The 25,345-nt window shown below is 70.1% G+C and carries 20 protein-coding genes; 5 read left to right on the top strand and 15 right to left on the bottom strand.

All coding sequences use genetic code 11. The features are described 5' to 3' along the window. Positions 1–33: 33 nt before the first annotated feature. On the top strand, positions 34–1,050 hold the full coding sequence (locus NVS89_RS09190) for an HAD family hydrolase (protein ID WP_258732316.1): 1,017 nt from the start codon (positions 34–36) through the stop codon (positions 1,048–1,050). 58 nt (positions 1,051–1,108) lie between these two features. Here NVS89_RS09190 and NVS89_RS09185 read toward each other — a convergent pair whose 3' ends face one another. The 4 genes from NVS89_RS09185 to NVS89_RS09170 form a co-directional block, all read right to left on the bottom strand. After that, positions 1,109–3,046 (bottom strand): c-type cytochrome, encoded by a 1,938-nt coding sequence (locus NVS89_RS09185; protein ID WP_258732315.1) that lies wholly within the window; start codon positions 3,044–3,046, stop codon positions 1,109–1,111. Positions 3,047–3,416: 370 nt separating this feature from the next. Next, on the bottom strand, positions 3,417–3,884 hold the full coding sequence (locus tag NVS89_RS09180; protein WP_258732314.1) for a Ros/MucR family transcriptional regulator: 468 nt from the start codon (positions 3,882–3,884) through the stop codon (positions 3,417–3,419). Between the two features lie 298 nt (positions 3,885–4,182). Then, positions 4,183–4,836 (bottom strand): TenA family protein, encoded by a 654-nt coding sequence (locus tag NVS89_RS09175; RefSeq protein ID WP_258732313.1) that lies wholly within the window; start codon positions 4,834–4,836, stop codon positions 4,183–4,185. A gap of 107 nt (positions 4,837–4,943) precedes the next feature. Further along, positions 4,944–5,777 (bottom strand): SDR family oxidoreductase, encoded by an 834-nt coding sequence (locus NVS89_RS09170; protein ID WP_258732312.1) that lies wholly within the window; start codon positions 5,775–5,777, stop codon positions 4,944–4,946. Positions 5,778–6,137: 360 nt separating this feature from the next. On the opposite strand from NVS89_RS09170, the gene pucL reads away from it, so the two are divergent. The 4 genes from pucL to uraD are packed head-to-tail and all read left to right on the top strand — an operon-like array spanning position 6,138 to position 11,518. Beyond that, the gene (gene pucL, locus NVS89_RS09165; RefSeq protein ID WP_258732311.1) at positions 6,138–6,977 is read left to right on the top strand and encodes a factor-independent urate hydroxylase; all 840 of its coding nucleotides are present in this window, start codon (positions 6,138–6,140) and stop codon (positions 6,975–6,977) included. 55 nt (positions 6,978–7,032) lie between these two features. Then, complete coding sequence (locus NVS89_RS09160; RefSeq protein WP_258732310.1) at positions 7,033–7,857, top strand: FAD binding domain-containing protein; 825 nt, start codon at positions 7,033–7,035, stop codon at positions 7,855–7,857. Continuing rightward, positions 7,854–10,634: a molybdopterin-dependent oxidoreductase gene (locus NVS89_RS09155; protein ID WP_258732309.1), complete on the top strand. Its 2,781-nt coding sequence runs from the start codon at positions 7,854–7,856 to the stop codon at positions 10,632–10,634. Before NVS89_RS09160 ends, NVS89_RS09155 begins: the two co-directional genes overlap by 4 nt. Next, entirely contained in the window at positions 10,631–11,518 is an 888-nt protein-coding gene (gene uraD / locus NVS89_RS09150) for a 2-oxo-4-hydroxy-4-carboxy-5-ureidoimidazoline decarboxylase (protein WP_258732308.1), read from the top strand. Before NVS89_RS09155 ends, uraD begins: the two co-directional genes overlap by 4 nt. A gap of 21 nt (positions 11,519–11,539) precedes the next feature. Here the strand turns inward: uraD and NVS89_RS09145 are convergent, their stop codons facing one another. The 11 genes from NVS89_RS09145 to NVS89_RS09095 form a co-directional block, all read right to left on the bottom strand. Continuing rightward, entirely contained in the window at positions 11,540–13,171 is a 1,632-nt protein-coding gene (locus NVS89_RS09145; RefSeq protein WP_258732307.1) for a B12-binding domain-containing radical SAM protein, read from the bottom strand. Positions 13,172–13,422: 251 nt separating this feature from the next. After that, the gene (gene glpK, locus NVS89_RS09140; RefSeq protein WP_258732306.1) at positions 13,423–14,922 is read right to left on the bottom strand and encodes a glycerol kinase GlpK; all 1,500 of its coding nucleotides are present in this window, start codon (positions 14,920–14,922) and stop codon (positions 13,423–13,425) included. A gap of 10 nt (positions 14,923–14,932) precedes the next feature. Beyond that, a complete protein-coding gene (gene glpD, locus NVS89_RS09135; protein ID WP_258732305.1) occupies positions 14,933–16,483 on the bottom strand; it encodes a glycerol-3-phosphate dehydrogenase in 1,551 nt (516 codons plus the stop codon). Between the two features lie 131 nt (positions 16,484–16,614). Next, a complete protein-coding gene (locus NVS89_RS09130; protein ID WP_258732304.1) occupies positions 16,615–17,760 on the bottom strand; it encodes an alpha-hydroxy acid oxidase in 1,146 nt (381 codons plus the stop codon). Beyond that, positions 17,757–19,061, bottom strand: a complete 1,305-nt coding sequence (locus NVS89_RS09125) for a hypothetical protein (protein WP_258732303.1) — start codon at positions 19,059–19,061, stop codon at positions 17,757–17,759. The genes NVS89_RS09130 and NVS89_RS09125 overlap by 4 nt, the downstream gene beginning before the upstream one ends. Before the next feature lie 2 nt (positions 19,062–19,063). Further along, positions 19,064–20,095 (bottom strand): zinc-dependent alcohol dehydrogenase, encoded by a 1,032-nt coding sequence (locus NVS89_RS09120; RefSeq protein ID WP_258732302.1) that lies wholly within the window; start codon positions 20,093–20,095, stop codon positions 19,064–19,066. Positions 20,096–20,098: 3 nt separating this feature from the next. Beyond that, positions 20,099–21,427, bottom strand: a complete 1,329-nt coding sequence (gene hisD / locus NVS89_RS09115; protein WP_258732301.1) for a histidinol dehydrogenase — start codon at positions 21,425–21,427, stop codon at positions 20,099–20,101. 120 nt (positions 21,428–21,547) lie between these two features. Further along, positions 21,548–22,318 carry an SDR family NAD(P)-dependent oxidoreductase gene (locus NVS89_RS09110; RefSeq protein WP_258732300.1) on the bottom strand — a complete coding sequence of 257 codons (771 nt, stop codon included), beginning with the start codon at positions 22,316–22,318 and terminating at the stop codon, positions 21,548–21,550. 57 nt (positions 22,319–22,375) lie between these two features. Next, on the bottom strand, positions 22,376–23,458 hold the full coding sequence (locus tag NVS89_RS09105; protein ID WP_258732299.1) for a serine hydrolase domain-containing protein: 1,083 nt from the start codon (positions 23,456–23,458) through the stop codon (positions 22,376–22,378). Positions 23,459–23,595: 137 nt separating this feature from the next. Then, on the bottom strand, positions 23,596–24,447 hold the full coding sequence (locus NVS89_RS09100) for an ABC transporter ATP-binding protein (protein WP_258732298.1): 852 nt from the start codon (positions 24,445–24,447) through the stop codon (positions 23,596–23,598). Positions 24,448–24,503: 56 nt separating this feature from the next. Further along, positions 24,504–25,307, bottom strand: a complete 804-nt coding sequence (locus NVS89_RS09095) for an ABC transporter permease (protein ID WP_258732297.1) — start codon at positions 25,305–25,307, stop codon at positions 24,504–24,506. Between the last annotated feature and the right edge of the window lie 38 nt (positions 25,308–25,345).

Raw genomic sequence — 25,345 nt, 5'->3', positions numbered from 1 at the left:
TCCGCCCGAGCCCTCCGCCGGGGAGACGCCGCCATGACATCGCTGAAAGCCGGACTGAAAGCGCTGGCCGCCGCCGCCGCGCTCGTGCTGTGCACCCTGCCCGCCCTCGCGCAGGCCGACGCGCCGCGCACCGATCCGCTACCCTCCTGGAACGAGGGCGCCACCAGGCAGGCCATCGTCGACTTCGTGACCCGCGTCACAACCGAGGGCGGCGCCGATTTCGTCCCCGCCGACCAGCGCCTCGCCGTGTTCGACAATGACGGCACGCTGTGGGCCGAGCAGCCGGTCTACGTCCAGCTCTTCTTCGCCATCGACCGGATCAAGGAGCTGGCCCCGCAGCACCCCGAATGGCAGACGACCGAACCCTTCGCCTCGATCCTCAAGGGTGACATGAAGACGGCGCTCGCCGGCGGCACCCACGCCGTCGCGCAGATCGTCGGCGCGACCCATGCCGGCATGACGACGGACGACTTCGCCGACATCGTCGCCAAATGGTTCGCCGACGCCAGGAATCCGGTGAAGGACCGCAAGTTCTCGGCCATGGACTACCAGCCGATGCTGGAGGTTCTGGCCTATCTGCGCGCCAACGCCTTCAAGACCTTCATCGTCTCGGGCGGCGGTATCGACTTCATGCGCGTGTTCAGCCAGGAGCTCTACGGCATCCCGCCCGAGCAGGTGATCGGCAGCGAGGGCAAGCTGAAGTTCGAGCTGAAGGACGGCAAGCCGGAACTCGTCAAGCTGCCGGACATCGCCTTCGTCGATGACGGCCCCGGCAAGCCGGTCGGCATCCAGATGAATATCGGCCGCGAGCCGATCTTCGCCTTCGGCAATTCCGACGGCGACCTGCAGATGCTCCAATATACCTGCCTGAAGCCCGGCCCCCGATTCTGCGGCATCGTCCACCACACCGACGCGGCGCGCGAATGGGCCTATGACCGCGATTCCAGCATCGGCCATCTCGACAAGGCGCTCGAGGCGGCGCAGGCGAACGACTGGACGGTGGTGGACATGGCGGCGGACTGGAAGACCGTGTTCCCGCCCGAACAGTAAAGCCGCGCCGGCAGGACGCAGCGTGGCGACGGGCAGAACGCCCGCCGCCGCCGCCCGTTCACGAGGGGTCGAGCTGCAGGGTCTGGATCACCTGCTGGCCGAAGCTCTCGACATAGTCGTGCTGCTGCGCCGCCTCGAGCCCCGGCGCATCGGCGACCACGCGGCAATAGGCGATGATGAGCGCATTGGCGAGCGCGGCAAGATGGGCCTTCGGGTCCTTCTTCGCCAGCGCCTTCGCCCAGCCCGCCCCGGCCGAGCCCTCGACCGGCAGGGTCGGCGTGCCGATCAGCCCGGACGCGTCAGCGACCAGCGCCTTCGGCACCAGCTTGCCGTTGTCGGCCGGGCAGGAGAGCGGGCCGGCGAGGCTCTTCGGCGCGCGTGAGACCAGCGAGGTGCCGGCCTGCACCGCCCACACCACCGGCACCGGCGGGAAGGGAGTGGCAGCGGTCGGCGCCGCCGCGGCCGCGGCCGCCTGCAGGGTGAAGCGGCGCAGCTTCGCCAGCTTGTGGTAGTCGTCCCCGCCGCCGGCGGCAACCACCGGGCAGTAGGCCGCCATCAGCGCGTCCACCACCTGCGCCGGCGAGGCGTCGGGCGCGGCCGCCTCATAGCTGTTGACCATGGCGTCGACGTCGACATCGCCGCCCTGCAGCACCGAGCTGATCGCCGCCACCGCCTTCGGGTCCGGCCCGGAGGCACCCGGCGCGCCGCCGACCTCGGCGCAGTCGAAGGCGGAGGCGGCCTGCGTGCCGTAATCCGGCACCTTCTGCGTCTCGCGCCAGGTCGCCACCATCTTCGCCGTCGCATTGGGCGCGCCGTCATTGCCCCAGCTCGTGCGTACATAATTGGCGAGTTCGGCGATCTGCTCGTCCGAGAGCCGCCCGGCGAAGGAGGGCATGGCGCCGTAGCGCCCGTCCGCCGGCAGGCCCTGCAGCACCACGGTGATGACGTTATAGGGCTCGGCCGCCGTCACCGCCGGATTGTGCGCCAGCGAGGGAATGGCGCCGAGCAGGCCGGTGCCCTGCTGCTGGTGACAGGCGGCGCAGTTGTCGATGAAGATCTTCGAGGCGCGGGCATAGACCTCGGGCGGCAGGGGCGAGGCCTTCTGCGGCGCGGGCATGTCCGGCGGCGGCGGGCTGTCGAGCAGATAGGTCGCCATGGCGGCGAGATCGGCATCGGTGAGCCTGGAGAGGCTGTCGCGCACCACCTCGGCCATCGGGCCGAACACCAGCGTCTTGTGCGGCGCCGAACCGGTCTTGAAGAACTCGACCAGCGTATCCTTGGTCCAGCTTCGCGCCAGCGCCGCCGAGGCGATGTCGGGCGCGTAGAAGCCGTCGATCTCGGCGCCGGTGAAGGCGGCCTTGCCCTTGATCGCGCCCATCACGTCGCGCGGGCTGTGGCAGTCCGAGCAGTGGCCCAGCGCCTCGACCAGATAGGCGCCGCGGTTCCACGCGTCGCTCTTGCCGGGCGTCGGCGTGAAGAAGGCCGGGCGGAAGAACAGCTCGCGCCAGGCCAGCATGCCGAGCCGCACGTCGAAGGGGAAGACGAGGCCGTTCTCCGGGTTGGGCGCGTCCACCGCCGGGATGCGCCGCACATAGGCCCAGAGCGCCTTCAGGTCGTCCTCGGTGATGCCGGTATAGGCGTCGAACGGCATCGCCGGATAGAGATAGGCGCCGTCCTTGCGGATGCCGTCATGCAGCGCGCGGCGGAAGTCCTCGTAGCTCCACGTGCCGATGCCGGTCGCCTTGTCCGAGGTGATGTTGACCGAGTAGAGCGTGCCGAACGGCGTCTTGAGGCCGAGCCCGCCGGCGAAGGGCTTGTTCGGGTCCGAGGTGTGGCAGGGCATGCAGTCCGCCGCCCGGGCGAGATATTCGCCGCGCGCCACCAGCGCGGAATCGTCCGTCGGCGCGTCCTGCGCCAGGACTGGCCCGGCGAGGCCCGCCACCGCCGCCCCGAACAACAGGGAGGCGAACCTCGCCGTTACTTGAATGCCTGCCATGTCCGCTCCCCCTCGCGGTTTAACTTTTATGGAATCATTCCACGTTGGGAGAACATTCGCCAGAGTTGCGCGAATAAAGGATGACCTTTGGGCAGCGCCTCATCCCGCCGCGGCGCGCAAGGCGGGTTCGGGCGTGTCCGACCGGGGCGGCGGATAGCCCCGCACGGGCTCCGCAAACGTCGAAGGCGGGATCTGCCGGGAGGCGAGACGACTGGCGGGCGGCAAGTATTCGCGATGCGCGGTACTTGGTTCGGGCACGGGTGCCGCCGCCCCACATACGGCAGCACGTTTCCGGCCGGGGCACCGGCAAAGAAAAAGGGCCTATTCCCCTTGGGAATGGCCCTTTTGCTTGGCTTGAATCCGCGTGGTATCAGGCGGCCGCCTTCTTGGCGCGGCCGCGGCCCTTGGCCGGCGCCGGAGCGACCGGCTTCTTGCGCTGCTGACCGAGGCCCATCTTCTTGGCGAGATTGGAGCGCGCCTCGGCATAGCTCGGCGCTACCATCGGATAGTCGTTGGGCAGGCTCCACTTGGCCCGATATTCCTCCGGCGTCATGTTGTATTTGGTACGCAGATGACGCTTGAGGGACTTGAACTTGAGCCCGTCTTCCAGGCAGACGATGTACTCCGGGGTCACGGATTTCTTAACCGGGATGGCCGGCTTCAGAACTTCTTCGACGACGACCGGCGCCGGGGCACTCAGCTGAAGCAGCGCACCGTGGACCTTGGCAATGAGGTCGGGAAGCTCGGCGGCTGGAACTGAATTGTTACCGACAAAAGCCGCAACGACATCCGCAGTGAGCCCCAGATAGTCAACCGACGCGCTATCCTGTTCCGACATTTATTGCCTCCATTGATGAGATGGCCTGATGTAACATCATTCATTAAAACGTCAATCAATATTCAGGCAGAAACCGGGCGTCGCTCAAGTTTAAAACGTCGCTACCTGGGCCCGGACCCTCTCCAATTCACCACGCGCTGCAGTTGAATTGGACGGCGCTAATGGTACCGCAATGACAATGGATACATCCGGAAACACTTGAGAACATCGCCGTCCTCGGATTTTCCGATTCAATCCATAGATTAATTGGATGCAAATTCAAACGAAAGACTGTATACCGGTTTACGAAGCGTCACGCTCATGATCCGGCATAAATATGGTCGAAAAAGGCGCGCTCCAGCGCCACGGCGCGGCGGAAGAACGCGGAAGCCGCCTGCCGGCTCTTCTCGTCGGCCGCCTCGCCCACCCGGTCGAGCTCCTCGCGCAGCCAGTTCACGAAAGCGCGAAAGCCCTCATTATTGTGCAGCGTGATCCATTCCGCGTGTACGAAATCCTCCGGCAGCACGGCGCCGGGGCGGTCCGCCCAGTCGAGATAGAGCCATTCCGCCACCGTCAGCACGGCGAGGCAGCAGGCATAGTCGCCGCTGTCCGCCGCGTCGCGCATCAGGGTCTGGAAGCCGAGCGTGGGCGCGCTGATCACGGGGTGCGCGCGCTCCGCCGGGGCCACGCCGAGCGCGTCGAAGGCACGTTCGAAATAGGTGTTCTCGTCGCTGGTGATCATCGCCGCGAACTGGGCGAAGCGGATGCGCGAATCGAAGCGGTCGGCGGTGGCGATCGCCATCCCGACCAGCGCCACGAAGCGGTCGATGAACTGGTAGTCCTGCACCAGGTAACGCCGCATGACGTCCGCCGGCACGGCGCCGCGGAAGATCTCGTCGACGAAGCGATGGTCGCGCGCGGCGGTCCAGTCCTGCTGGTTTTCCGCGCGCAGCGTCTCGGTAAAGCGGGTCATGGCGGCTCCTCCCTGCGGCGGTCCGGCATGATCGGACGAGGCCGGACCCGCGGCGTTCTATGGCCCGTGCGCTCTCCCGCGTCGAGGGTTTCGCCGGCGACCCGCGGTCACATCCGCACGGTCTGGCCGCCGTCCACAACCAGTACGTGTCCATTGACGAAGGAAGCCTCGTCCGAGGCCAGGAATACCGCCGCCGGCCCGATCTCCTGCGGGCGCCCCCAGCGGCCCACCGGCACCCGCACATCGACGAAGGCGGAGAAGGCGGCGTCCTTCACAAGTGATTCGTTGGTCTCGGTGGCGAACATGCCGGGCGCGATGGCGTTGCTGGTCACGCCGCTGCGCGCATAGTCGACCGCGAGCGCGCGCATCAGGCCGGTGAGGCCCGCCTTGGAGGCGGTGTAGACCGGGTCGTGCCGGTTGGCGACCTGCCCGGCGATGGAGGTCACGGCGATCAGCCGGCCGTGCCGGTGCGCCGCCATCAGTTCGGCCGCCTCTCGCGCCAGCATCATCGGCGCGACGAGGTCGGTGGTCACCAGCGCCGCCGCCTCCTCGGGCGAGAAGTCCTTCAGCGGCCGGCGGTCGCGGGCGCCGACATTGTTCACGAGGATGTCGAGGCGCCCGAACCGGCCCGCCACCTCGGCGATCGCCTCGCGCCCGGCCGCGATGTCGGCGACGTCGAAGGGCAGGCCCGCCACCTCGGCCCCGGTCTCGCGCCGGACTTCCTCGGCCGCCGCATCGAGCGCCGCCGCCCGGCGCCCGTTGATCACCACGCGCGCACCCGCGCCCGCCAGCGCCTTCGCCATTTCCAGCCCGAGACCGCGCCCGGCCCCCGTGACCAGCGCCACCCGGCCGTCGAGGCGGAAGGCGGGCCGGCGGGTCGAGGCGGCGGCAGGCGGGGTACGCTCGGCTGGGGATTTGGCTGAGGACTTGGCTTCGGACATGGCTCACTCGCGGGCGGCTGGAGGAAGGCGGGCGGCATGGCTCGGGCGAGGCATGCCGGGGGCGGGAAGGCTGTCGCCGGCAGTGTCGCGCCCCGCCCCGGCGCACGCCACCCGCTTACGACGGACCGGCCTGGACCGGCTCGCACGGACCTCGCTTACACCGGGCCACCCCGGCCGCGCCATCCGCCGCGCCGGCCGGGCGATCGCGGGCCGGACAATCACGCGCCGGGCACGCGCTTCGCGCTATCGCTCGCCGCGAAGATCGTGCCAAATAGCCGGCCCTGACTACGGGGGTACGGCTTCTGGCATCGGTTTCGCATGGCCGGGCCTCGGTTCGGGATCGGTTTCGGGGAGTTCGTCATGCCGCTCATTCGCAACAGCCACGGCAAGGGCCATGTGCGCATCATGCGCGTCAAGCGGGACAGCGCGCGCCACGAGGTGCGGGAGCTGACCGTCGAGGTGCTGCTGACCGGCGCCTTCGACGCCTCCTACACCGAGGGCGACAACAGCTCCGCCATCGCCACCGATTCGGTGAAGAACATCATCAACATCCTCGCCCGCGACAATGTCGGCGCCGAGAACGAGGAATTCGTTCAGATCATCGCCCGCTACTTCCTCGACCGCTACGACCACGTGTCCGGTGTCACGGTCACCGCCACCGAGACCAAATGGGCGCGGATCGCCATCGACGGCGCGCCGCACGACCACGCCTTCACGCTCGACGGCAATGGCCGGCCGCTGGTCAAGCTTGTCGCCACCCGCGAGGCGAGCACTCTCTCCTCCGGCATTCTCGGCTTCACCTTCCTGAAGACCACCCAGTCCGGCTGGGAGAACTTCTGGACCGACGAGGTGACGACGCTGAAGCCGACCGCCGACCGCATGTTCGCGACCGCGATGGATGCCGGGTGGACGTGGTCGTCCGTGCCCGCCTCCTATGCGGACGCGAACGCCGCCGTGTTCGACGCCGCGCTCAAGGTGTTCGCCACCACCTACAGTCCGGGGGTGCAGAACACCATGTATCTGATGGGCGAGGCGGTGCTGGCGGCGGTGCCGGAGATCGCGGAGATTTCCATGGCCTGCCCCAACAAGCATTATCTGCCCATCGACCTGTCGCCCTTCGGGCGCGCCTTCGACGGGCAGGTGTTCACGCCGACCGACGAGCCGCACGGCCAGATCGCCTGCACCGTCGGCCGGGGCTGAGAGACACGGGAGGCACGGGAGCGGGCTTCCCACAGCGAACGGCATCGGGCGGTTCATGGACCTCAATTCGGTCAGGGAAGTGGTGAGGCCGCACGGGCGCGCGGAGCTGGCCGGCTTCCGCCCGGGCGATGCCTGGCTCGCCGGCGGCACCTGGCTGTTCTCCGAGCCGCAGCCCGGTGTCGAGCGGCTGATCGACCTCGCCGATCTCGGCTGGCCCGCACTCGAGGCCGGCGAGCAGGGCCTCGTCATCGCCGCCACCTGCACCGTCGCCACGCTCTACGGCTTCGAGCCGCCACCCGCCTGGCCGGCGGCGCGGCTGATCCCCGAGTGCTGCCGCGCCTTCCTGGCCTCGTTCAAGATCTGGAACATGGCGACCGTCGGCGGCAATCTCTGCCTCTCCCTGCCCGCCGGCCCGATGATCTCGCTCACCGCCGCGCTCGACGGGGTCTGCGTGATCTGGCGGCCGGACGGGACGGAGCGGCGCCTGCCGGTGCTCGATTTCGTGCGCGGCCCCCTCGACCCCGCCCTCGGCAAGGGCGAGGTGCTGCGGGCGATCGAGATCCCCACCGCGAGCCTGCTCCGGCGGGCCGCGTTCCGGCGCGCATCGCTCACCCCGCTCGGCCGCTCGGGCGTGCTGCTCATCGGCACGCAGGCGCGCGAGGGCGCGTTTTCGCTGACGGTGACGGCCGCCACCCGCCGGCCGGTCCGGCTGGACTTCGCCGCGCTTCCCGATCGCGCCGCCCTCGCCGACGCCATCGACAACGCCATAGCCGATGGGCTCTACTATGACGACGTGCACGGCCGGCCGGACTGGCGCCGGCACATGACGCACCTGCTCGCCGACGAGATCCGCGAGGAACTGATGGAGGCTGCTGCTTGAGCTTTCTCGTCAACGGAAAGCTCCATGACGCCGCGCCCCGGCCCGGCCAGTGCCTGCGCACCTTCCTTCGCGAGCTCGGCTGGCTCGGCGTCAAGAAGGGGTGCGACGCCGGCGATTGCGGCGCCTGCACCGTCCATCTCGACGGCCGGCCGGTGCATAGCTGCCTGGTGCCGGCCCATCGCGCCGACGAGCGCACCGTCATCACCATCGAGGGGATCGCCGCCACCGCCCCCGAGCGCGCCGCGCCGGACGAACTGCACCCCATGCAGCGCGCCTTCCTCGACGCGCAGGGCTTCCAGTGCGGCTTCTGCACCGCCGGCATGGTGATGACCGCCGCCGCGCTCAACCAGGCCCAGAAGCAGGACCTGCCCAACGCGCTGAAGGGCAATCTGTGCCGCTGCACCGGCTACCGCGCCATCGCCGACGCTCTGGCCGGCGTCGCCAGCGTCGAGGAGGACCGGCCGGGCGGCTCCAGCGGGCGCAGCCTGCCCGCCCCCGCCGGCCCGGACATCATCACCGGCACCGCCCGCTACACCATGGACGTGCTGCCGGAAGGCGAGCTCGCCGGCCTCTTGCACATGAAGATCCTGCGCGCCCCGCACGCCCATGCGCGCATCCGCGCCATCGACGCGGCCGCCGCGCGCGCCCTGCCGGGCGTGGTCACGGTGCTGACCCATGAGGACGCCCCGCCGCGGCTGTTCTCCACCGCGCGCCACCACCACCCCACCGACGACGTCGACGACACGCGCGTGCTCGACAACGTCGTGCGCTTCGCCGGCCAGCGCGTCGCCGCCGTGGTGGCGACCAGCGAAGCCGTCGCCGAGGCCGCGCGCGCGCTGATCGAGGTCGATTACGAGATCCTTCCCGCCGTGCTCAACCCCGACGCCGCGATGGCGCCGGGCGCGCCGCGGGTGCATGGCGACAAGGACGCCTCCTCGCGCATCGCCGACATCGCCCGCAACGTCGTCGCCGAGGTCCATGGCGGGGTCGGCGACGTCGAGGCCGGGTTCGCCGAGGCCGACATCGTCCACGAGGCGACCTACGAGACCCAGCGCGTGCAGCACGCCCATCTCGAGACGCACGGCGCCATTGGCTGGCAGGACGACGAGGGGCGCCTCACCCTGCGCACCAGCTCGCAGACCCCGTTCCTCACCCGCGACGCGCTCGCCACCCTGTTCGGCCTGCCGCGCGACGAGGTGCACGTCATCACCGGGCGCGTGGGCGGAGGCTTCGGCGGCAAGCAGGAGATGTTGACCGAGGACATCGTCGCTCTCGCCGTGCTGAAGACCGGCCGGCCGGTGAAGCTGGAATACACCCGCAGCGAGCAGTTCGCCGCCTCGACCTCGCGCCACCCGTTCCGCGTCACGCTGAAGATCGGCGCGCGGCGCGACGGACGGCTGACCGGCATCGCCATGCGCATGGTCTCCAACACCGGCGCCTACGGCAATCACGGCGCGGGCGTGCTGTTCCACGCCTCGGGGGAATGCATCGCGCTCTATTCCTGCCCCAACAAGCGCGTCGACGGCATGGCCGTCTACACCAACACCCTGCCGAGCGGCGCCTTTCGCGGCTACGGGCTCAGCCAGACCATCTTCGCGGTCGAATCGGCGATGGACGAGGTGGCGCGCCGGCTCGGCATGGACCCGTTCGCCTTCCGCCGCCTCAACGCGATCGGTCCGAACGACCCGATGACCTCCCACGATGCGGGCCCGCACGACGTGAAGATGGGCAGCTACGGGCTCGACCAGTGCCTTGACCAGGTCGAGGCGGCGCTCGAGCGTCCGCTGGAATCGCCCGGGCCCCAATGGATGGTCGGGCACGGCATGGCGGCGGCGATGATCGACACCATCCCCCCGCGCGGCCATGTCGCCGAGACCCGTCTCCGGCTCGAGCCCGATGGCGGCTACGTGCTCAGCACCGGCACCGCCGAGTTCGGCAACGGCACCAGCACCGTGCACCGGCAGATCGCCGCCACCCTGCTCGGCGCCGCGGCCGGGCGGATCCGGCTGCGCCAGTCCGACACCGACCATGTCGGCCACGATACCGGCGCCTATGGCTCGACCGGCACGGTGGTGGCGGGGGAAGCGACGCGCCGCGCCGCGCAGGCGCTGGCCGTGCTCATCCGCGAGGCCGCCGCCGCCCGCACCGGCGTCGCGCCCGGCGCGTGCCGCATCGAGGACGAGGTGGTCGTCGCCGGCCCCGAGCGCGTGCCGCTCGCCACCCTCGCGCCACTCGAGGCCGTGGGCAACGCCGCCGGCTCGCCCCGCTCGGTCGCCTTCAACGTGCAGGGCTTCGCAGTCGCGGTGCACCGGCGGAGCGGGGAGATCCGTGTCCTGCGCTCGGTCCACGGCGCGGATGCGGGCGTGGTGATCAACCCGATGCAGTGCCGCGGCCAGGTCGAGGGCGGGGTGGCGCAGGCGCTCGGCGCCGCGCTGTTCGAGGACCTCGCCATCGACGCCGCCGGCGCGGTGGCCAACCCCACCTTCCGCGGCTACCACATCCCCGCCTTCGCCGACGTGCCGCCGACCGAGGTGTTCTTCGCCGACACCCATGACAGCATCGGCCCGCTCGGCGCCAAGTCGATGAGCGAGAGCCCCTACAATCCCGTCGCCCCGGCGCTCGCCAACGCCATCTTCGACGCCACCGGGGTGCGGCTGCGGGCGACGCCGTTCAAGGCGGACACGCTCTACGCCCTGCTGCCCGACCAGCAGGCCAGCGCCGCGCCCCATGCCCCGCCCTCTGCCGCGCCCCCTGCCGACCGGAAGGACACGCCGTGAGCGACCGCCTCAGCCTCGACACCTTGAACGCCCTCGACGAGGCCGGCTTCGTCGCGGCCCTCGACGGCATCTTCGAGCACGCGCCCTGGGTCGCGGCGGCGGCCAGCGGCGAGCGCCCCTTCGCCAGCGTGACGGCGCTGCACGAGGCGCTGATGGCTCCGATCTGGGCCGCCTCGCGCGAGACGCAGGTGGCCTTCGTGTCGGCCCATCCCGACCTCGCCGGCAAGGCGGCGCGCGCGGGCGACATGGCGCCGGCCTCGGTCGCCGAGCAGGCCGGGCTCGGGCTCGACCGGCTGTCGGACGCCGAATATGCCCGCTTCGAGACCCTCAACGCCGCCTATCGCTCGCGTTTCGGCTTTCCCTTCGTGGTCTGCGTGCGCCGGCTGACCCGCGACGCGGTGCTCGACGTCTTCGAGCGCCGGCTCGGCCACGACCCCGAGGCCGAGCTCGCCGCCGCCCTCACCGAGATCGGCCATATCACCCGGCTGCGCCTCGTCGAGCGGGTGGAAGGGCCCGGCATGCCGGCGGTGGCCGGGCGCCTGTCGACCCATGTGCTCGACACCCACAAGGGCGGGCCGGCCCAGCATGTGCGCATCGAACTGTTCGAGGTCGGTGCCTCCGGCCGGGCGCGGCTCGCCGAGGCGCTCACCAATGCCGACGGGCGCACCGACGCGCCGCTGCTCTCGGGCGCGCCGCTGCGCGTGGGAAGCTACGAGCTGGTGTTCCACATTGGCGAGTATTTCCGCACGCGGGCGCTGGCGCTGCCGGACCAGCCCTTCCTCGGGCAGGTGCCTGTCCGCTTCGGCATCGACGATCCCGAAGGCCACTACCATGTCCCGCTGGTGGTGACGCCCTGGAGCTACGCGACCTATCGTGGAAGCTGACGGCGCCGACCATGGCAGCGTCTACGCTTCGGCCCCCGCCGCCAGCTGACGGGGGGCGGCCTCGGCCATCTCGTCGCGCTTGAAGCCCGCGCGACCCCAATAGGACACGGTTTCGTTAGACAGGACGAAATGGTGCCAGTGGCGCGCGCACATGGAGACAAAATCCAGAAGCGGCAGCCGGTCGGGCCGGTGTGGCGCGTTGTAGGTCCAGTAGATGCGCGCATAGGCGACGGAGAGCTTGCCGAGCCACCCCTTGGCCGCCAGAGCCTTGCCGAGGCGCCAGGTGACGTTGCCGACCATCTTGCCATAGGCCAGGCGCTGGCCGAGCGTTGGCGTGCGCCGGCCGCCCGCGCGCTCGACATAGCGCTGCCGGAACGAGGGCGAGCGGCTCAGATTGCCGTAGATCCGCTCGAAGAAGGCATACGGATCGAACAGCCGCCGGTTCAGATCCATGTAGCCTTGCTTCAGCTCGTCGAGCGACATCGCCTTGGGCTGGAACCAGACCATGTCGTCGTCGTCGATGAGGCGGCCCTCCTTCTCCAGCCGCTCGTAAAGCGGCGTGGAGGGGATCGGCGAGAGGATCGACACGACGGAAATGCCGATCGCGTTGCGCTGGATGAAGTTGAACTGCTCGTCGAACACCCGGGCGTCATCATTATCGAAGCCGACGATGAAGCCGGCCTGCACCACGATGCCGGCATCGCGGACGCGGTCGAGCTTGGCGTCGATGGAATCGCCGCGGACGTTCTGCACCTTCTTGGTCTCGAGCAGGGATTCGGGACGCGGCGATTCGATACCTATGAAGACCGAGCGGAAATTCGCCTTCCAGAGCAGGTCCAGTATTTCCGGCTCGTCACCCAGATTGATGCTCGCCTCGGTCGAGAAGGTCATCGGGTAGCCGTTGGCCACCTGCCAGTCGACGAGCTCGCGCAGCATGGCGGCGGCGAGCTTCTTGTTGCCGATGAAATTGTCGTCGACGAAGAACACCGCCCTGGTGCCAAGCGCCTTCAGGCGGTCGAGTTCAGCGGTGATCTGCGCCGCCTTCTTCAGGCGAGGCTTGCGCCCGAAGATCACGATGATGTCGCAGAATTCGCACAGGAACGGGCAGCCCCGCGAGAACTGCATCGCCACCGACACGTAGTGCTTGGGATCGAGCAGGTCGTAGCGCGGGCAGGGCACCGTCTCCATGTTGGTCGGTTCGGCCTGCTTGTAGCGCCGCTCCGTCGGCCGCCCGGCCGCGTAATCGGCGATGAACACGCCCCAGGTCTCGTCGGCCTCGCCCAGGAAAACGACGTCGCACAGCCCGTCGAAATGCGTCTCGTCGACCGTCACATAGGGCCCGCCGACGCACAAAAGCGCGTCCGTCGTCTCGCGCAGGGTGCGCAGAATCTCATCCATGCGCTGGCGCTGCACGATCATCCCGGTGAGGCCGATCACGTCATAGGAGCGCAGGCGCTCGAAATCGATCTCCTCGGCGTTCTCGTCGATGATCGTCACCTCGTGCTCGGGCGGAACCAGCGCCGCGAGCAGGGGCAGCGAGCCCGGCGGCATCATCGCCTTCCTCTCGCCCGGCAGGATCGGCAGCGCGTGCTGCATGCCGAAGAAGGAAATCTCGAACCGGGGATTGATCAGGCAGACCTTCAGACGGCGCACAGACGCCTCCGCCGTCCCGCCGCCGAGGCCGGAAGCCGCATCCGCCTCTGCGCAAACCACGTCCATCACACCAGCCCCCTGATGACGCTAGGTCAGACAATTACCAAACCCTGCGTCCGAAATTGTATAATCTTGCCGTTGTTGCGATCCATTATAGAGCAGCCGGCCGATCACGTCGGCGTATCTAATTACCTCTATCGATTCGCCACGCGCGCGCGTTCCGCGCTTCAGCATCCCGCGAATGGGCGATTTCACGCCATGGTCAGCCGCCACACCGCGTCGCGCCAGCCGGCCAGCTTGCGCTCGCGCGTCACCGCCGGCATGGACGGGGTGAAATGCCGTTCGAGCCGCCACAGGTCAGCGAAATGCTCGGGCGCGGGGAAGATCCCGGACTTGTAGCCGGCGAGATAGGCCGCGCCGAGCGCGGTGGTCTCGCGCACCACCGGACGGTCGACCGGGGCGGCGATGATGTCGGCGAGGCGCTGCACGAAGAAGTTCGAGGCGCTCATGCCGCCGTCGACGCGCAGCACCGTCGGCGCCGCGCCGGCGCCCGACGCCTGCCAGTCCGCGTGCATGGCGTCGATCAGGTCGGCGGTCTGGTAGGACACGCTCTCCAGCGTCGCCAGCGCGATCTCGGCGCTGGTGGTGGCGCGGGTGAGGCCGAACATGGCGCCGCGCACCTCCGGCTCCCAATAGGGCGCGCCGAGCCCGACGAAGGCCGGCACCAGATAGACGTGCTGGCCGGCATCGGCGGCCTCCGCCAGCTTCTCGCTCTCGGCCGAGCTGGCGATGATGCCGATGCCGTCGCGCAGCCACTGCACCGCGGCGCCGGCGACGAAGATCGAGCCCTCCAGCGCGTAGCAGCGGCGCCCGTCGATCTGGTAGGCGATGGTGCTGAGCAGCCGGTTCGCCGAGGCGACGACGGTCTCGCCGGTGTTGAGCAGGGCGAAGCAGCCGGTGCCGTAGGTCGACTTGATCATGCCGGGCTCGAAGCAGGCCTGGCCGATCGTCGCCGCCTGCTGGTCGCCAGCCACGCCGCGGATCGGCAGCGGCCCGCCGAACAGCTCCGGCAGGGTCTCGCCGAAATCGTCGGCGCACTCCTTCACTTCCGGCAGCATGGAGCGCGGCACGCCGAACAGCGCCAGCATGTCGTCGTCCCAGCGGCCCTCATGGATGTTGAACAGCGAGGTGCGCGAGGCGTTGGTGATGTCGGTGGCGTGCACCTTGCCGCCGGTGAGGCGCCACAGCAGCCAGGAATCCACCGTGCCGAAGGCGAGCTCGCCGCGCTCCGCGCGCTTGCGCGCCCCCGGCACGTGATCGAGGATCCAGCCGATCTTGGTGGCCGAGAAATAGGGATCGAGGATCAACCCGGTGCGCGCCGTGACCAGTTCCTCGTGCCCCTCCCCCTTCAGCCGGGCGGAATGGGCGGCGGTGCGCCGGTCCTGCCAGACGATGGCGCGGTAGATCGCCCGCCCGCTCTGCCGGTCCCACACCACCACCGTCTCTCGCTGGTTGGTGATGCCGATCGCGGCGATGTCGGCCGGGCCGATGCCCGCCTCGGCGATCGCCTGCCGGCAGGTGGAGACCGTGGTGTTCCACAGGTCCTCCGCCTCGTGCTCGACCCAGCCCGAGGAGGGGAAGTGCTGGGCGAATTCCTGCTGCGCCTCGGCGGCAATACTGGTGTCCGGGCGGAACAGGATGGCGCGCGAGGAGGTCGTCCCCTGGTCGATCGCGAGAATATGGCTGCTCATGCAAAGGCACTCATGCCGGAACGCTGCGCGTCGCGGGCGGGGAGCCGGCCATCTCCCCCGCCCTGCGCATGAAGTCCTCGAGCGCCGCCGTCTCCTCGGCCGAGAAATGCAGGCCGAGCTTGGTGCGGCGCCAGAGCACATCCTCGGCGGTCAGCGCCCATTCCTCGCGCATGAGGTGGAGCACCTCGGCCTCGGTCAGGTCGGCGCCGAACACGGAGCCGAGGTCGCCGGGCGTGCGCGCGCCGTCGAGGATGCGCATCGCCCGGGTCCCGTAGCTGCGCACCAGCCGGCGCGCGAGCCGCTCGTCGAGCCCGGCATGGGCGCGGCGCAGCTGGCCTTCCAGCCGCGCCCGGTCCTCGACGCCGAAATCCCCGCCCGGCAGCGGCGCACCCCCGGTCCAGGGCCGGGCCGAGGCCGCGGGCAGGAACGGCGCGAGCTTGCGCATGGCGTGCTCGGCGAGCCGGCGATAGGTGGTGATCTTGCCGCCGAACACCGAGAGCACGGGCACTTGGCCGTCGGCGTCGTCGAGCTCCAGCACGTAGTCGCGCGTGGCTTCCTGCGCCTTGGAGGCGCCGTCGTCATAGAGCGGGCGCACGCCGGAATAGGCCCACACCACGTCGTCCGGGCTCACCGGCGCGCGGAAATACTCGTCGGCCGCGGCGCACAGATAGGCGATCTCCTCCGCGCTCGCGACCGGCGCGCCGGGCGTGTGGCCGAAGTCGCGGTCGGTGGTGCCGATCAGCGTGAAATCGTCATGGTAGGGAATGGCGAAGATGATCCGCCCGTCCGGGTTCTGGAAGATGTAGGCGCGGTCGTGGTCGTAGAGCTTGCGCACCACGATGTGGCTGCCCTGCACCAGCCGCACCTCGGCCGGCGAGCTGACGCCGGCGACCTCGCTCAGCACCTGGTGCACCCACGGCCCCGCCGCATTAACCAGCACGCGCGCATGGACGAGCTGCGAGATGCCGCCCGCTTCCACCTCGATGCGCCAGAACTCGCTCTCGCGCCGGGCGGAGACGACGCGCGTGCGCGGGCGGATGTCGGCGCCGCGCTCGGCCGCGTCCAGCGCGTTCAGCACCACGAGGCGGCTGTCGTCGACCCGGCAGTCGGAATATTCGAAGCCGCGCCGGTAGCCCTCGCGCAGCGGCCGGCCGGTCACGTCGCTCGAGAGGTCGAGCGTGCGCGTCGCCGGCAGCAGCCGGCGCCCGCCGAGATGGTCGTAGATGAACAGGCCGAGCCGCAGCAGCCAGGCCGGGCGCAGCCCCTTGTGGTGCGGCAGCACGAAGCGCAGCGGGCCGATGATGTGCGGCGCGATCTTCCACAGCACCTCGCGCTCGGCGAGCGCCTCGTGCACGAGCCGGAACTCGTACTGCTCGAGATAGCGCAGCCCGCCATGGATCAGCTTGGTGGAGGCCGAGGAGGTCGCGCCGGCGAAGTCGCCCTGCTCGAACAGCACCACCGAGGCGCCCCGCCCGGCGGCGTCGCGGGCGATGCCGCAGCCGTTCACCCCGCCGCCGATGATGGCGATGTCGTAGATCGGATCGGTGGCTTGACGGGTCACACGGCGTCTCCGCAGGCTGGACCGACGGCAACGCTTTCGTTTCCCGCCTCGGGCGGAGGCTATACGCGTCGAATGACGCTTTTCAATGCTTCGAACGAAACTTCCCTGCTTTCGGAAAAGCGCGCCGCGCGTCAGCGCGGGTTCAATGCCGCGCGCCCGAGCCGTTTCAGCGCGTCGATCGAGGTCAGCCCCATCAGCGCCAGCGTGATGTCCACCTCCTCGCGCAGATGCGCGATCATGCGGGCGACGCCCGCCTCCCCGGCGGCGCCGAGGCCGAACACATAGGCCCGACCGAGCAGTACGCCGGAGGCGCCGAGCGCGAGCGCCTTCACGATGTCGGCACCGCGCCGCACCCCGCCGTCGAACAATATGTCGAGGTCGCCGCCCAGCGCGTCGGCGATCGCCGGCAGCGCGGCGATGGTGGAGGAGGCACCGTCGAGCTGGCGCCCGCCATGGTTGGAGACCACGATCGCGTCAACGCCGGTCGCGCGGGCGGTCATCGCGTCCTCGGGCGCGAGCACGCCCTTCAGCACCAGCTTGCCGTCCCAGCGCGCGCGCAGCCAGTCGACATCCTTCCAGGACAGGCGGGTGTCGATCCGCCGCGACAGGTTGCTCGCCTGCTCCAGCGCGCCCCGGCCGAACTCGGGCCGGTGCTTGACCGCGCCGACCTCCGGCATCCCCGCGCGCAGCATCTCGACGCACCAGCCGGGGCGGGTGGCGAGGCGCAGGGCGAGACCCGGCGTGATCCGGGTGAGCGAGCGGAAGCCGTTGCGCAGGTCGCGCTCGCGCACGCTGGTGATCGCGGTGTCGACGGTGAGGTAGAGCGTATCGACCCCGGCCGCGCGGGCCTGCGCGATCAGCTCCTCGCCGATGGCACGGTCCGACATGACATAGAGCTGGAAATGCAGCGGCCCCTGCGTCGCCGCCCGGAGCTCGGTCAGCGAGGCGATGGAGAAGGTCGACAGGCACAGCGGGATGCCCGCGGCATGGGCGGCCCGCGCCGCCGCGATCTCGCCGCGCGCGGCGTAGAGCCCGAGGAAGCCGACCGGCCCCAGCATGAAGGGCAGCGGGTGGCGGGTGCCGAGGAACTCGGTCGAGAGATCGCGCACCGAGATGTCGTTGAGCACGCGCTGCACCAGCGTCCAGCGGCCGAAATCCTCCCGGTTGGCCCGCAGCGTGTCCTCGGCGAAGGCGCCGCCGTCGACATAATCGAAGAAGATGCGCGGCAGACGGCGCCGGGCGATGGCGCGGGCGTCGTCGACATTGATGAGGCTCATCGGGGCAGGTCCGGGTCGATGCGGTCGAGGAAACGGGTGACGGCGTCCGCGCCCTGGAGCGGCGGGGAGCCGACCATGACCGCGACCGACAGGCCGATCAATGAGGAGATCGGCGTGTGGGTGCGCGCGCCGGCGCGCAGATCCATCACCAGCGTCGGGCACAGGAACAGGGCGAGGCGGATCACCTCGCGCCAGTCGGGCGGCAGCAGGGCGCGGGCCGCGAGCTCGGCGAGCAGCGGGCGCCACACCTCGTCCGCCTTCACGGCGAGGAGATCGGCGCGCACCGGGCTCGGCGCCCAGTCGGTCTCGACGATCAATTCGCCCGGGGCGAGCCGCGCAGCGGCGGAAAAGCGCGTGCTGGCGAGGTCCGGGTCGTAGAGCCAGAACGGATGGGCGAACACGTTGTGGAACGTCGCCTTCACCTCGGCCAGCAGGGCCGGCACGTTCTCCCCCGCAAAGGCCGGGTCGAAGAAGGAGAGCCGCGCGCCCGCTTCGCCGTTTCTGTCGCCACGAGTGAACCAGACATTGGCGTTGTGCGCGTCGCCATGAGCGACCACCCCACCGGCATCGGCGAGCCGCTCCGGGCGCAGGCGGGCCTCTGCCGCGTCGAACAGCTCGCCGAGCGTACGGGCATAGGTCACGCCGTTGACGGTGAAGCGCCGCGTCGACAGGTCCGCCCAGTCGAGCGCGAGGCCGGGAAAGGCGAAGCGGCGGCCGAGATAGAACTCCCGGTAGCGCCCGCCGGGATAGGCTTCCCCCGCCGCGCCATGCGTGACCAGCCGCTCGTGGAACAGCCGGTGGATCGGCTCGGCCGCCACCTCCCCCGCCGTGACGGGATGCAGGCTGGCGCGATAGGTGGCGATGAGGGCGCGGCTGAGCCCGCGCTCGGCCTCCACCGCCACCGCCCGCGCCGCCGGGTCGTCCTCCATGTCGAGCGCGCGCAGCACGTCGGAAAAGCGCGGCTCGTCGCGGCGGCGATAGACCAGGATCTGCTCGCCGGGCTCGGCCGAGACATGCACCGGCTGGTCCACCGGAAGGCCGGCGCGGGCGAGGATGTCGGCACGGTAATACTCGCCGGCCATCGCCTCCTCGCCTTCCTCCTGATGGAACTTGAAGAAGAAGGCCTCCGCATCGGTCTCGAAGAAGCCGTTGAGCGAGTTGAGGCTGTAGCGGTCGAGATTGATCGCCACGTTGCGCGGCGCGATGCCGAACAGGTCGGCCAGCAGCGCGGCGAGCGGCGCCTCGGCGAGTGCCGGGTCGCGCTGCGCCAGCGCGCGGATCTGCGCGGTGCGGCTCGACATGCTCACGGCCGGCCCGGGCGGATGATGGTCTTGAGCCCGTCCGCCTCACCCGCGATCAGCCGCTCATAGGCGGCGGGCACCTCGTCGAGGCCGATCTCGCGGTCGACGAGGCGCAGGAGGTCGCTCTGGAGCGCGGGTAGCAGCGTCACCGCCTGCGGCAGCTCGTCGGTGAAGGCGTGGCAGCCGATCATCGACAATTCGTGCTCGACCATCCGGTTCGGATCGAGGTCGAGACGGCCGTGATAGATGCCGACCAGCGCCACCCGTCCGCCGCCCTCCATCACCCCGGTCAAGGCCGAGAGCGCCGCCGGGCTGCCGGTCGCCTCGATGGAGGCGGCGGGAAGCCGGCCGTCCAGCGCCGCGCGGAGGTCGCCGGCGTCGAGCGCGACGCTCTGCGCGCCGGTCACCTCCGCCACAAGAGCCGCCCGCGCGCCATTGCGGTCGGCGACGAGGACCGGCCCGTCATGAGGCACCCCGTCGCCTCCCCGCGCGAGGACGAGCGCCGCGAGCCCGCCGATCGGCCCGCAGCCCACCACCAGCACCGGCTCGCCCGGTTGCGGCGCCAGCCGGCGCACCGCGTGCAGCGCCACCGCCAGCGGCTCGGCCATCGCCGCCACCGCCGGGGCGAGCTCGGCCGGAACCGGCAGCAGCAGCCGCGCGGGCAGCACCACCTCCTCCGCGAAGCCGCCATCGCATGCCTCGCCGACGAAACCGAGCTTCTCGCACAGATGATGCCGCCCCGCCCGGCAGGCCGGGCAATCCCCGCACCAGAAGCGCGAATCCGCCACCACCGCGTCGCCCGGCGCGAAGCCTTCGACGCCCGCGCCGGTCTCGACCACCACCCCGGTCAGCTCGTGGCCGGCGATGGACGGCGCGCGGGTGATCCACTGGCCGGTGCGGAAATTGTGGATGTCCGAACCGCAGATGCCGGCCGCGCCGACCTTCAGCCGCACCCAGCCGGCCGCCGGCGTGCCGGGAGGCGGCACCTCCTCGACCCTCAGGTCGCCCGCGCCGTGGAGCCGGACCGCCTTCATGCCTCAGCCGCCCTTCAGCAGGTCGTCGCGCAGCCCGGAGACCGCGTTCTCATGGCTGGAGAAGCCCTCATAGCGCGCGAGCCGGCGGGCGTGGCCGGCGAATTCCGGATAGGCGGTGCCGGTGACGTAGCCGACCGAGGAGCGCTTGAGGAAGTCGGTGACCGAGAGCGGCCCGTAGGTGCGTGCCCAGCGGCTGGTCGGCAGCACGGCATTGGGGCCGAGGGTGAAATTGGCGATGGTCACCGGCGTATAGGGTCCCATCAGCACCTCCGCCGCCTCGGTGATCCGCCCCAGATGCGCGAACGGGTCGGTGGAGAGGATCTCGAGGTGCTCGGGCGCATAGGCGTTGACGAAGTCGTAGCTCTCCTCCAGCGAGGAGGTCAGCACGATGCCCCCGCACTTGCCGCTCAGCACCGCCTTCGAAAAGGCGACGCGCTGCTCGCTCATCCGCCCCCAATGCCCGGGCAGGGCGGCGCGCGCGGCTTCCGCCAGCTCGCGCGAATGGGTAACGAGATAGGCGGAGGAATCCGGCCCGTGCTCGGCCTCGATCAGCAGGTCGAGCGCCGCAACCGCGCCGTTCACCGTGCCGTCGGCGAAGATGATCGCCTCCGAGGGGCCGGCGGGGAGCCCGGTGTCGATGATGTCGGAGAGCAGGCGCTTGGCGGCCACCAGCCAGGGCGAGCCGGGGCCGACGATCTTGATCGCCTTCCTCACCGTCTGCGTGCCGTAGGCGACCGCCGCCACCGCCTGCGCGCCGCCGCACTTGTAGACCGTCTCGACGCCGGCGAGCCGGGCGGCGACGAGGGTCGCGGCGTCGACGCCGCCGGTCTCGGTCGGCGGGGTCACGATCGAGATGTTCGGCACCTTGGCGACGCTCGCCGGCACGGCGGTCATCATCGTCACCGAGGGAAAGGCGCCCTTGCCGCGCGGCACGTAGAGCGCGGCGGATTCGATCGGCGTCCAGCGGTCGCCGGCGAAGGCGCCGGGGCGCACCTCCTTCAGCCACATCGGCTCGGGCGCCTGCTCCTCGTGAAAGCTGCGGATATTGGAAATGCCGAACTCGATCGATTCGATCACCTCGGGGGCGACCAGCCGGAACGCCTCGTCGAATTCCGCCTCGCTGGCCTTCAGCCGGTCGGCCGTGACGTCGGCCCTGTCGAGCTCGCGGCCGAAGCGCGCCAGCGCCTCGTCGCCTTCCGTGCGTACCGCCTCGACGATCGGGCGGACCTTCTCGATGAAGGTCGAGAGGTCGGTCTCCGAACGCTTAAGCAGGCCGGCGCGGGCGGCCGCGTCCATGGTGGCGAGCTCGTGGAAATTGCAGATGTCGGTCATGACAGAACCTCTCAGCCGCCTCATCCGGGACGGAAATATGTATAGTCTTAATCACGGCGAGGGGAGACCAAACTTGTCGCTCCCGCTGCCCAATCGGCAGGCGCGGCCCGGCTCCGTTCCTCAGATCGAGGCGAGGAAGCCGCCGTCCACCGGGAAGCATTGGCCGGTAATGTAGGCCGAGGCGTCGGAGGCGAGGAACACCGCGATGCCGTCGAGATCGGCCAGCTCGCCGAAGCGGCGCATCGGGATCTTGGCCAGCATCGCGTCCTGCCAGCCGGCATCTTCGTAGAACACCTCGGTCATGGCGGTGCGGAAATAGCCCGGCGCGATGGCGTTGACGCGGATGCCGAGCCCCGCCCACTCCGCCGCCAGCGCGCGCGTCATGCCGAGCAGGCCGGACTTGGACGAGCCATAGGGAACGGCGGTCGGGATGCCGACCTGCGATGTCAGCGAGCACAGATTGATGATCGCCCCCCCGCCCGCCCCCTTCATCAGCCGGGCGGCGGACTGGGCGCAGAAGAAGGCACCCTTGAGATTGGTGTCGAGGATCGCGTCCCACAGCGCCTCGTCCACCTCCAGCGAGGGGCGGACCTGCTCCATGCCGGCATTGTTGACGAGGATGTCGAGCCCGCCCAGCTCGCCCGCCGCCGCCTCCACCGCGAGGCGGCAGCGCTCGGCGTCGGTCACGTCGAGCGCCAGCGGCACCGCGCGGCGGCCGAGCGCGGCGATGTCGCTTGCCGTGTCGGCGAGCGCGTCGAGCCCGCGCGCGGCCACTGCGACATCGGCACCGGCGGCAGCGAGCGCGCCGGCGATCCGGCGGCCGATGCCGCGGCTGGCGCCGGTCACCAGGGCCTTGCGGCCGGCAAGATCGAACAGGGAGGGTCGGGTCATGGTCTACCGATCGGCTCGAAGGTCGGGAAAGGGGGATCCGGGGCGAAGCACGGCGCGTCACCCCGCTTCCAGTGCGGCGGGCAGCGCGTAGCGGCGCAGGACGACGTCGCCGACCATGCCTTGGAGCACCGGCTCGTCATAGAGGCCGGCGGTCACCGCCACCACGAGGTCGAGCTCCGGCACGATGTAGAGGCGCTGGCCGCCATAGCCGATGCCGGCGATCCAGCGGATCTCCCGCCGCGCGACCAGCGAACGGCCGAGCCACCAGTGGAAGCCGTAGAAATAGAGCCCTTCGCCATGGATCTGCGGCGCCGTCGATTCGGCGATCCAGCCCTCGGGCACGACCTGCCGGCCCGCGTACCGGCCGCCGCGCAGCACCAGTTCGCCGAGCCGCGCCACGTCGCGCGGGACGAGCCGCAGGCCCGACACCGGATTGGCCGCGCCGTCGTCATAGCGGTGCCATTCCACATCCGCGATGCCGAGCGGGGCGAACAGCAGGTCGCGCGCCAGCGCGTCGATGGTCCGGCCGGAGCCGCGCTCCAGCGCCGTGGCCAGCAAGAGGGTGAGGCCGCCATTGTAGCGATAGGCGGCACCCGGCGTGCGCACCAGCGGCTGCGCCAGCACATAGCCGCAGCGGTCCGGCGCATCGATCATGCGGCGCTCGCTGTTGGCGGGGTCGCTGTAGGGAAGATCCTCGTTCCAGGCGAGGCCGGCCGACATGGTGAGCAGGTGCCGGAGCGTGATGGCGGCCTTCTCCGGCGTCGCGTGGCGGGCAGGCTCGGGAAACAGCGCCAGCACCGGCGTGTCCAGATCGCCGATCCAGCCCTCGCCGACGCCGATACCGACCAGCAGCGAGACGACGCTCTTGGTGATCGAGCGCAGGTCGTGGCGCAGCCCTGCATGATAGGCGACCCGGCCGAGCGGTCGGGCGAAGGCGCGGTCCTCGCCGGTGAAATAGTGCTCGTAGAGCAGCCTGCCGCGATGGACCATCACCACGCCGTGGAGATTGGCGTCCGCCCAACCCTCGAAATGCGCCGCGAGGCCGGACAGCCGCGCCGCCGCCCGGGCGCGGGTGTCGGCCGGCGCCGGCTCCCAGCCCGTCGCGGAAGGCGGGAGCCCGGTCTGCGCATTGTCGGTCATCGCTTTCGCCGCGTACCGGATCGGGGGACCGCCGCGACTGTGCGGCGGCCGCGCGGGCGGAGCAAGAGGACGGGGAAACGGCGCGGGAGCACCGGCCCCCTGCTGGGTCCGCCCGCCCCCAGGCGGCGCGGCGCGCCTCAATGCTCGTCGTCGTCCTTGATCTCGTTCTTGAGCAGCTCGAGGATCCGCCGCTTCACGGCGATGAAGGACGGGTCCATCACCATGTCCATGTTGCGCGGACGGGCGATCGGCACCACCACCTCTTCCTTCAGCCGGCCCGGGCGGGCGGTCATCACATAGATGCGGTCGCCGAGCAGGATCGCCTCGTCGATGTCGTGGGTGACGAACAGCACGGTCTTCTTGTGCTGCTCCCACACCCGCAGCAGCAGCTTCTGCATCGAGTTGCGGGTCTGGCTGTCGAGCGCGCCGAAGGGCTCGTCCATCAGCAGGATCTTCGGGTCGTTGGCGAGCGCGCGGGCGATCGCCACGCGCTGCATCATGCCGCCCGAGAGCTGCTTGGGATAGGCGTCGTGGAAGGCGGCGAGGCCGGTCTCGTTGAGGTAGCGGTTGACGATGTCCTCGCGCTCGGCCGCCGGCACGTGGCGGCGCTTGAGTCCGAACTCGACATTCTCGCGCACGGTGAGCCAGGGGAACAGCGTGTAGGACTGGAACACCATGCCCCGGTCCGGCCCCGGCCCGTCGATCTCCTCATTGCCGAGCAGGATCTCGCCTGAGGTCGGCTCGTTCAGGCCGGCGACGAGATAGAGCAGGCTCGACTTGCCGCAGCCCGAGGGGCCGACGATGACGGCGAACTGGTTGTCCGGCACGTCGATCGAGATGTTGTCGATCGCCACCACGGTCTTGGTCTTGGTGGTGTATTCGAGACGCACGTCCTTGATGCGCAGGAGCGGCGGCGCCTTGGCGGCAGGCGCCTCGCCGGGCGTGACGGCCGGCACCGGCTCCTCGCGCAGAACATTCGCGACGCTCATGGCATTGCCTCGCTGGTCGGTAGGAAATTCAGGTAGTCCGCGAACGGCCGGCCCATTCAGTTCGCCCACCCGACGAGCCGGTTGCTGATCAGGCGGAAGATGAGGTCGGTGAACAGGCCGAGCAGGCCGATCACCGCGATGGCCAGGAAGATCACGTCGACCTGAAAGCCGCGCATCGCCTTCATCGAGATGTAGCCGAGGCCCGAGGAGGCGGCGACGAGTTCGGCGACCACCAGATAGGTCCAGGCCCAGCCCATGGTGACGCGCAGCGTGTCCATGATACCCGGCAGCGCCGCCGGGGTGAGCACGTGGAGCAGCGCGTCGCGCCGCGAGGCGCCGAGCGTGTAGGACGCGTTGAGCAGGTCCTTCGACACGCCGCGCGAGACGTCGGCGATCATGACGAGCTGCTGGAAGAAGGTGCCGAAGAAGATGACGGTGACCCGCTGCTCGATGCCGATGCCGATCCACAGGATGAACAGCGGCACGAAGGAGGTCACGGGCAGGTAGCGGATGAAGTTCACCAGCGGCTCGAGCCCCGCCTGCACCACGCGGAACGTGCCCATCAGCAGGCCGAGCGGCACGGCGATGATAGAAGAGATGATGAAGCCCATGAGGACCACCTGCAGGCTCGCCCAGATGTGCTGGCTGAGCGTGCCGTCCTCGAACAGGCGGAAGAAGGCGCCCATCACCGCGGTCGGCGAGGGCAGGAAGATGTCCTGCATGATGCCGCCATAGGTCAGGATCGACCAGATGGCGATGACCAGCACCCAGACGAAGGTCGCGACGGCATAGCGCAGCGGGCCCGGCACTTCGGCCTTGGGCGTCAGGCAGAGGTCGATGATGGAACGCTTGCGGGCCATGGCAACTCGCATCCGGCACGGGATCGGAACCGGGGACG

It is taken from the genome of Ancylobacter mangrovi, assembly GCF_024752355.1.
Classification (GTDB): Bacteria; Pseudomonadota; Alphaproteobacteria; order Rhizobiales; family Xanthobacteraceae; genus Ancylobacter; species Ancylobacter mangrovi.
The sequence above is the reverse complement of the archived record's forward strand: the minus strand, read 5'-3'. Positions and strand labels throughout refer to the sequence as shown.

What these genes read in the sequence shown, in the direction of transcription:
- NVS89_RS09190 (WP_258732316.1), top strand. Translation starts at nt 34, where the DNA reads ATGACATCGCTGAAAGCCGGACTGAAAGCGCTGGCCGCCGCCGCCGCG.
- NVS89_RS09185 (WP_258732315.1), bottom strand. Translation starts at nt 3,046, where the DNA reads ATGGCAGGCATTCAAGTAACGGCGAGGTTCGCCTCCCTGTTGTTCGGG.
- NVS89_RS09180 (WP_258732314.1), bottom strand. Translation starts at nt 3,884, where the DNA reads ATGTCGGAACAGGATAGCGCGTCGGTTGACTATCTGGGGCTCACTGCG.
- NVS89_RS09175 (WP_258732313.1), bottom strand. Translation starts at nt 4,836, where the DNA reads ATGACCCGCTTTACCGAGACGCTGCGCGCGGAAAACCAGCAGGACTGG.
- NVS89_RS09170 (WP_258732312.1), bottom strand. Translation starts at nt 5,777, where the DNA reads ATGTCCGAAGCCAAGTCCTCAGCCAAATCCCCAGCCGAGCGTACCCCG.
- pucL (WP_258732311.1), top strand. Translation starts at nt 6,138, where the DNA reads ATGCCGCTCATTCGCAACAGCCACGGCAAGGGCCATGTGCGCATCATG.
- NVS89_RS09160 (WP_258732310.1), top strand. Translation starts at nt 7,033, where the DNA reads ATGGACCTCAATTCGGTCAGGGAAGTGGTGAGGCCGCACGGGCGCGCG.
- glpK (WP_258732306.1), bottom strand. Translation starts at nt 14,922, where the DNA reads ATGAGCAGCCATATTCTCGCGATCGACCAGGGGACGACCTCCTCGCGC.
- NVS89_RS09130 (WP_258732304.1), bottom strand. Translation starts at nt 17,760, where the DNA reads ATGAGCCTCATCAATGTCGACGACGCCCGCGCCATCGCCCGGCGCCGT.
- NVS89_RS09125 (WP_258732303.1), bottom strand. Translation starts at nt 19,061, where the DNA reads ATGTCGAGCCGCACCGCGCAGATCCGCGCGCTGGCGCAGCGCGACCCG.
- NVS89_RS09120 (WP_258732302.1), bottom strand. Translation starts at nt 20,095, where the DNA reads ATGAAGGCGGTCCGGCTCCACGGCGCGGGCGACCTGAGGGTCGAGGAG.
- hisD (WP_258732301.1), bottom strand. Translation starts at nt 21,427, where the DNA reads ATGACCGACATCTGCAATTTCCACGAGCTCGCCACCATGGACGCGGCC.
- NVS89_RS09110 (WP_258732300.1), bottom strand. Translation starts at nt 22,318, where the DNA reads ATGACCCGACCCTCCCTGTTCGATCTTGCCGGCCGCAAGGCCCTGGTG.
- NVS89_RS09105 (WP_258732299.1), bottom strand. Translation starts at nt 23,458, where the DNA reads ATGACCGACAATGCGCAGACCGGGCTCCCGCCTTCCGCGACGGGCTGG.
- NVS89_RS09100 (WP_258732298.1), bottom strand. Translation starts at nt 24,447, where the DNA reads ATGAGCGTCGCGAATGTTCTGCGCGAGGAGCCGGTGCCGGCCGTCACG.
- NVS89_RS09095 (WP_258732297.1), bottom strand. Translation starts at nt 25,307, where the DNA reads ATGGCCCGCAAGCGTTCCATCATCGACCTCTGCCTGACGCCCAAGGCC.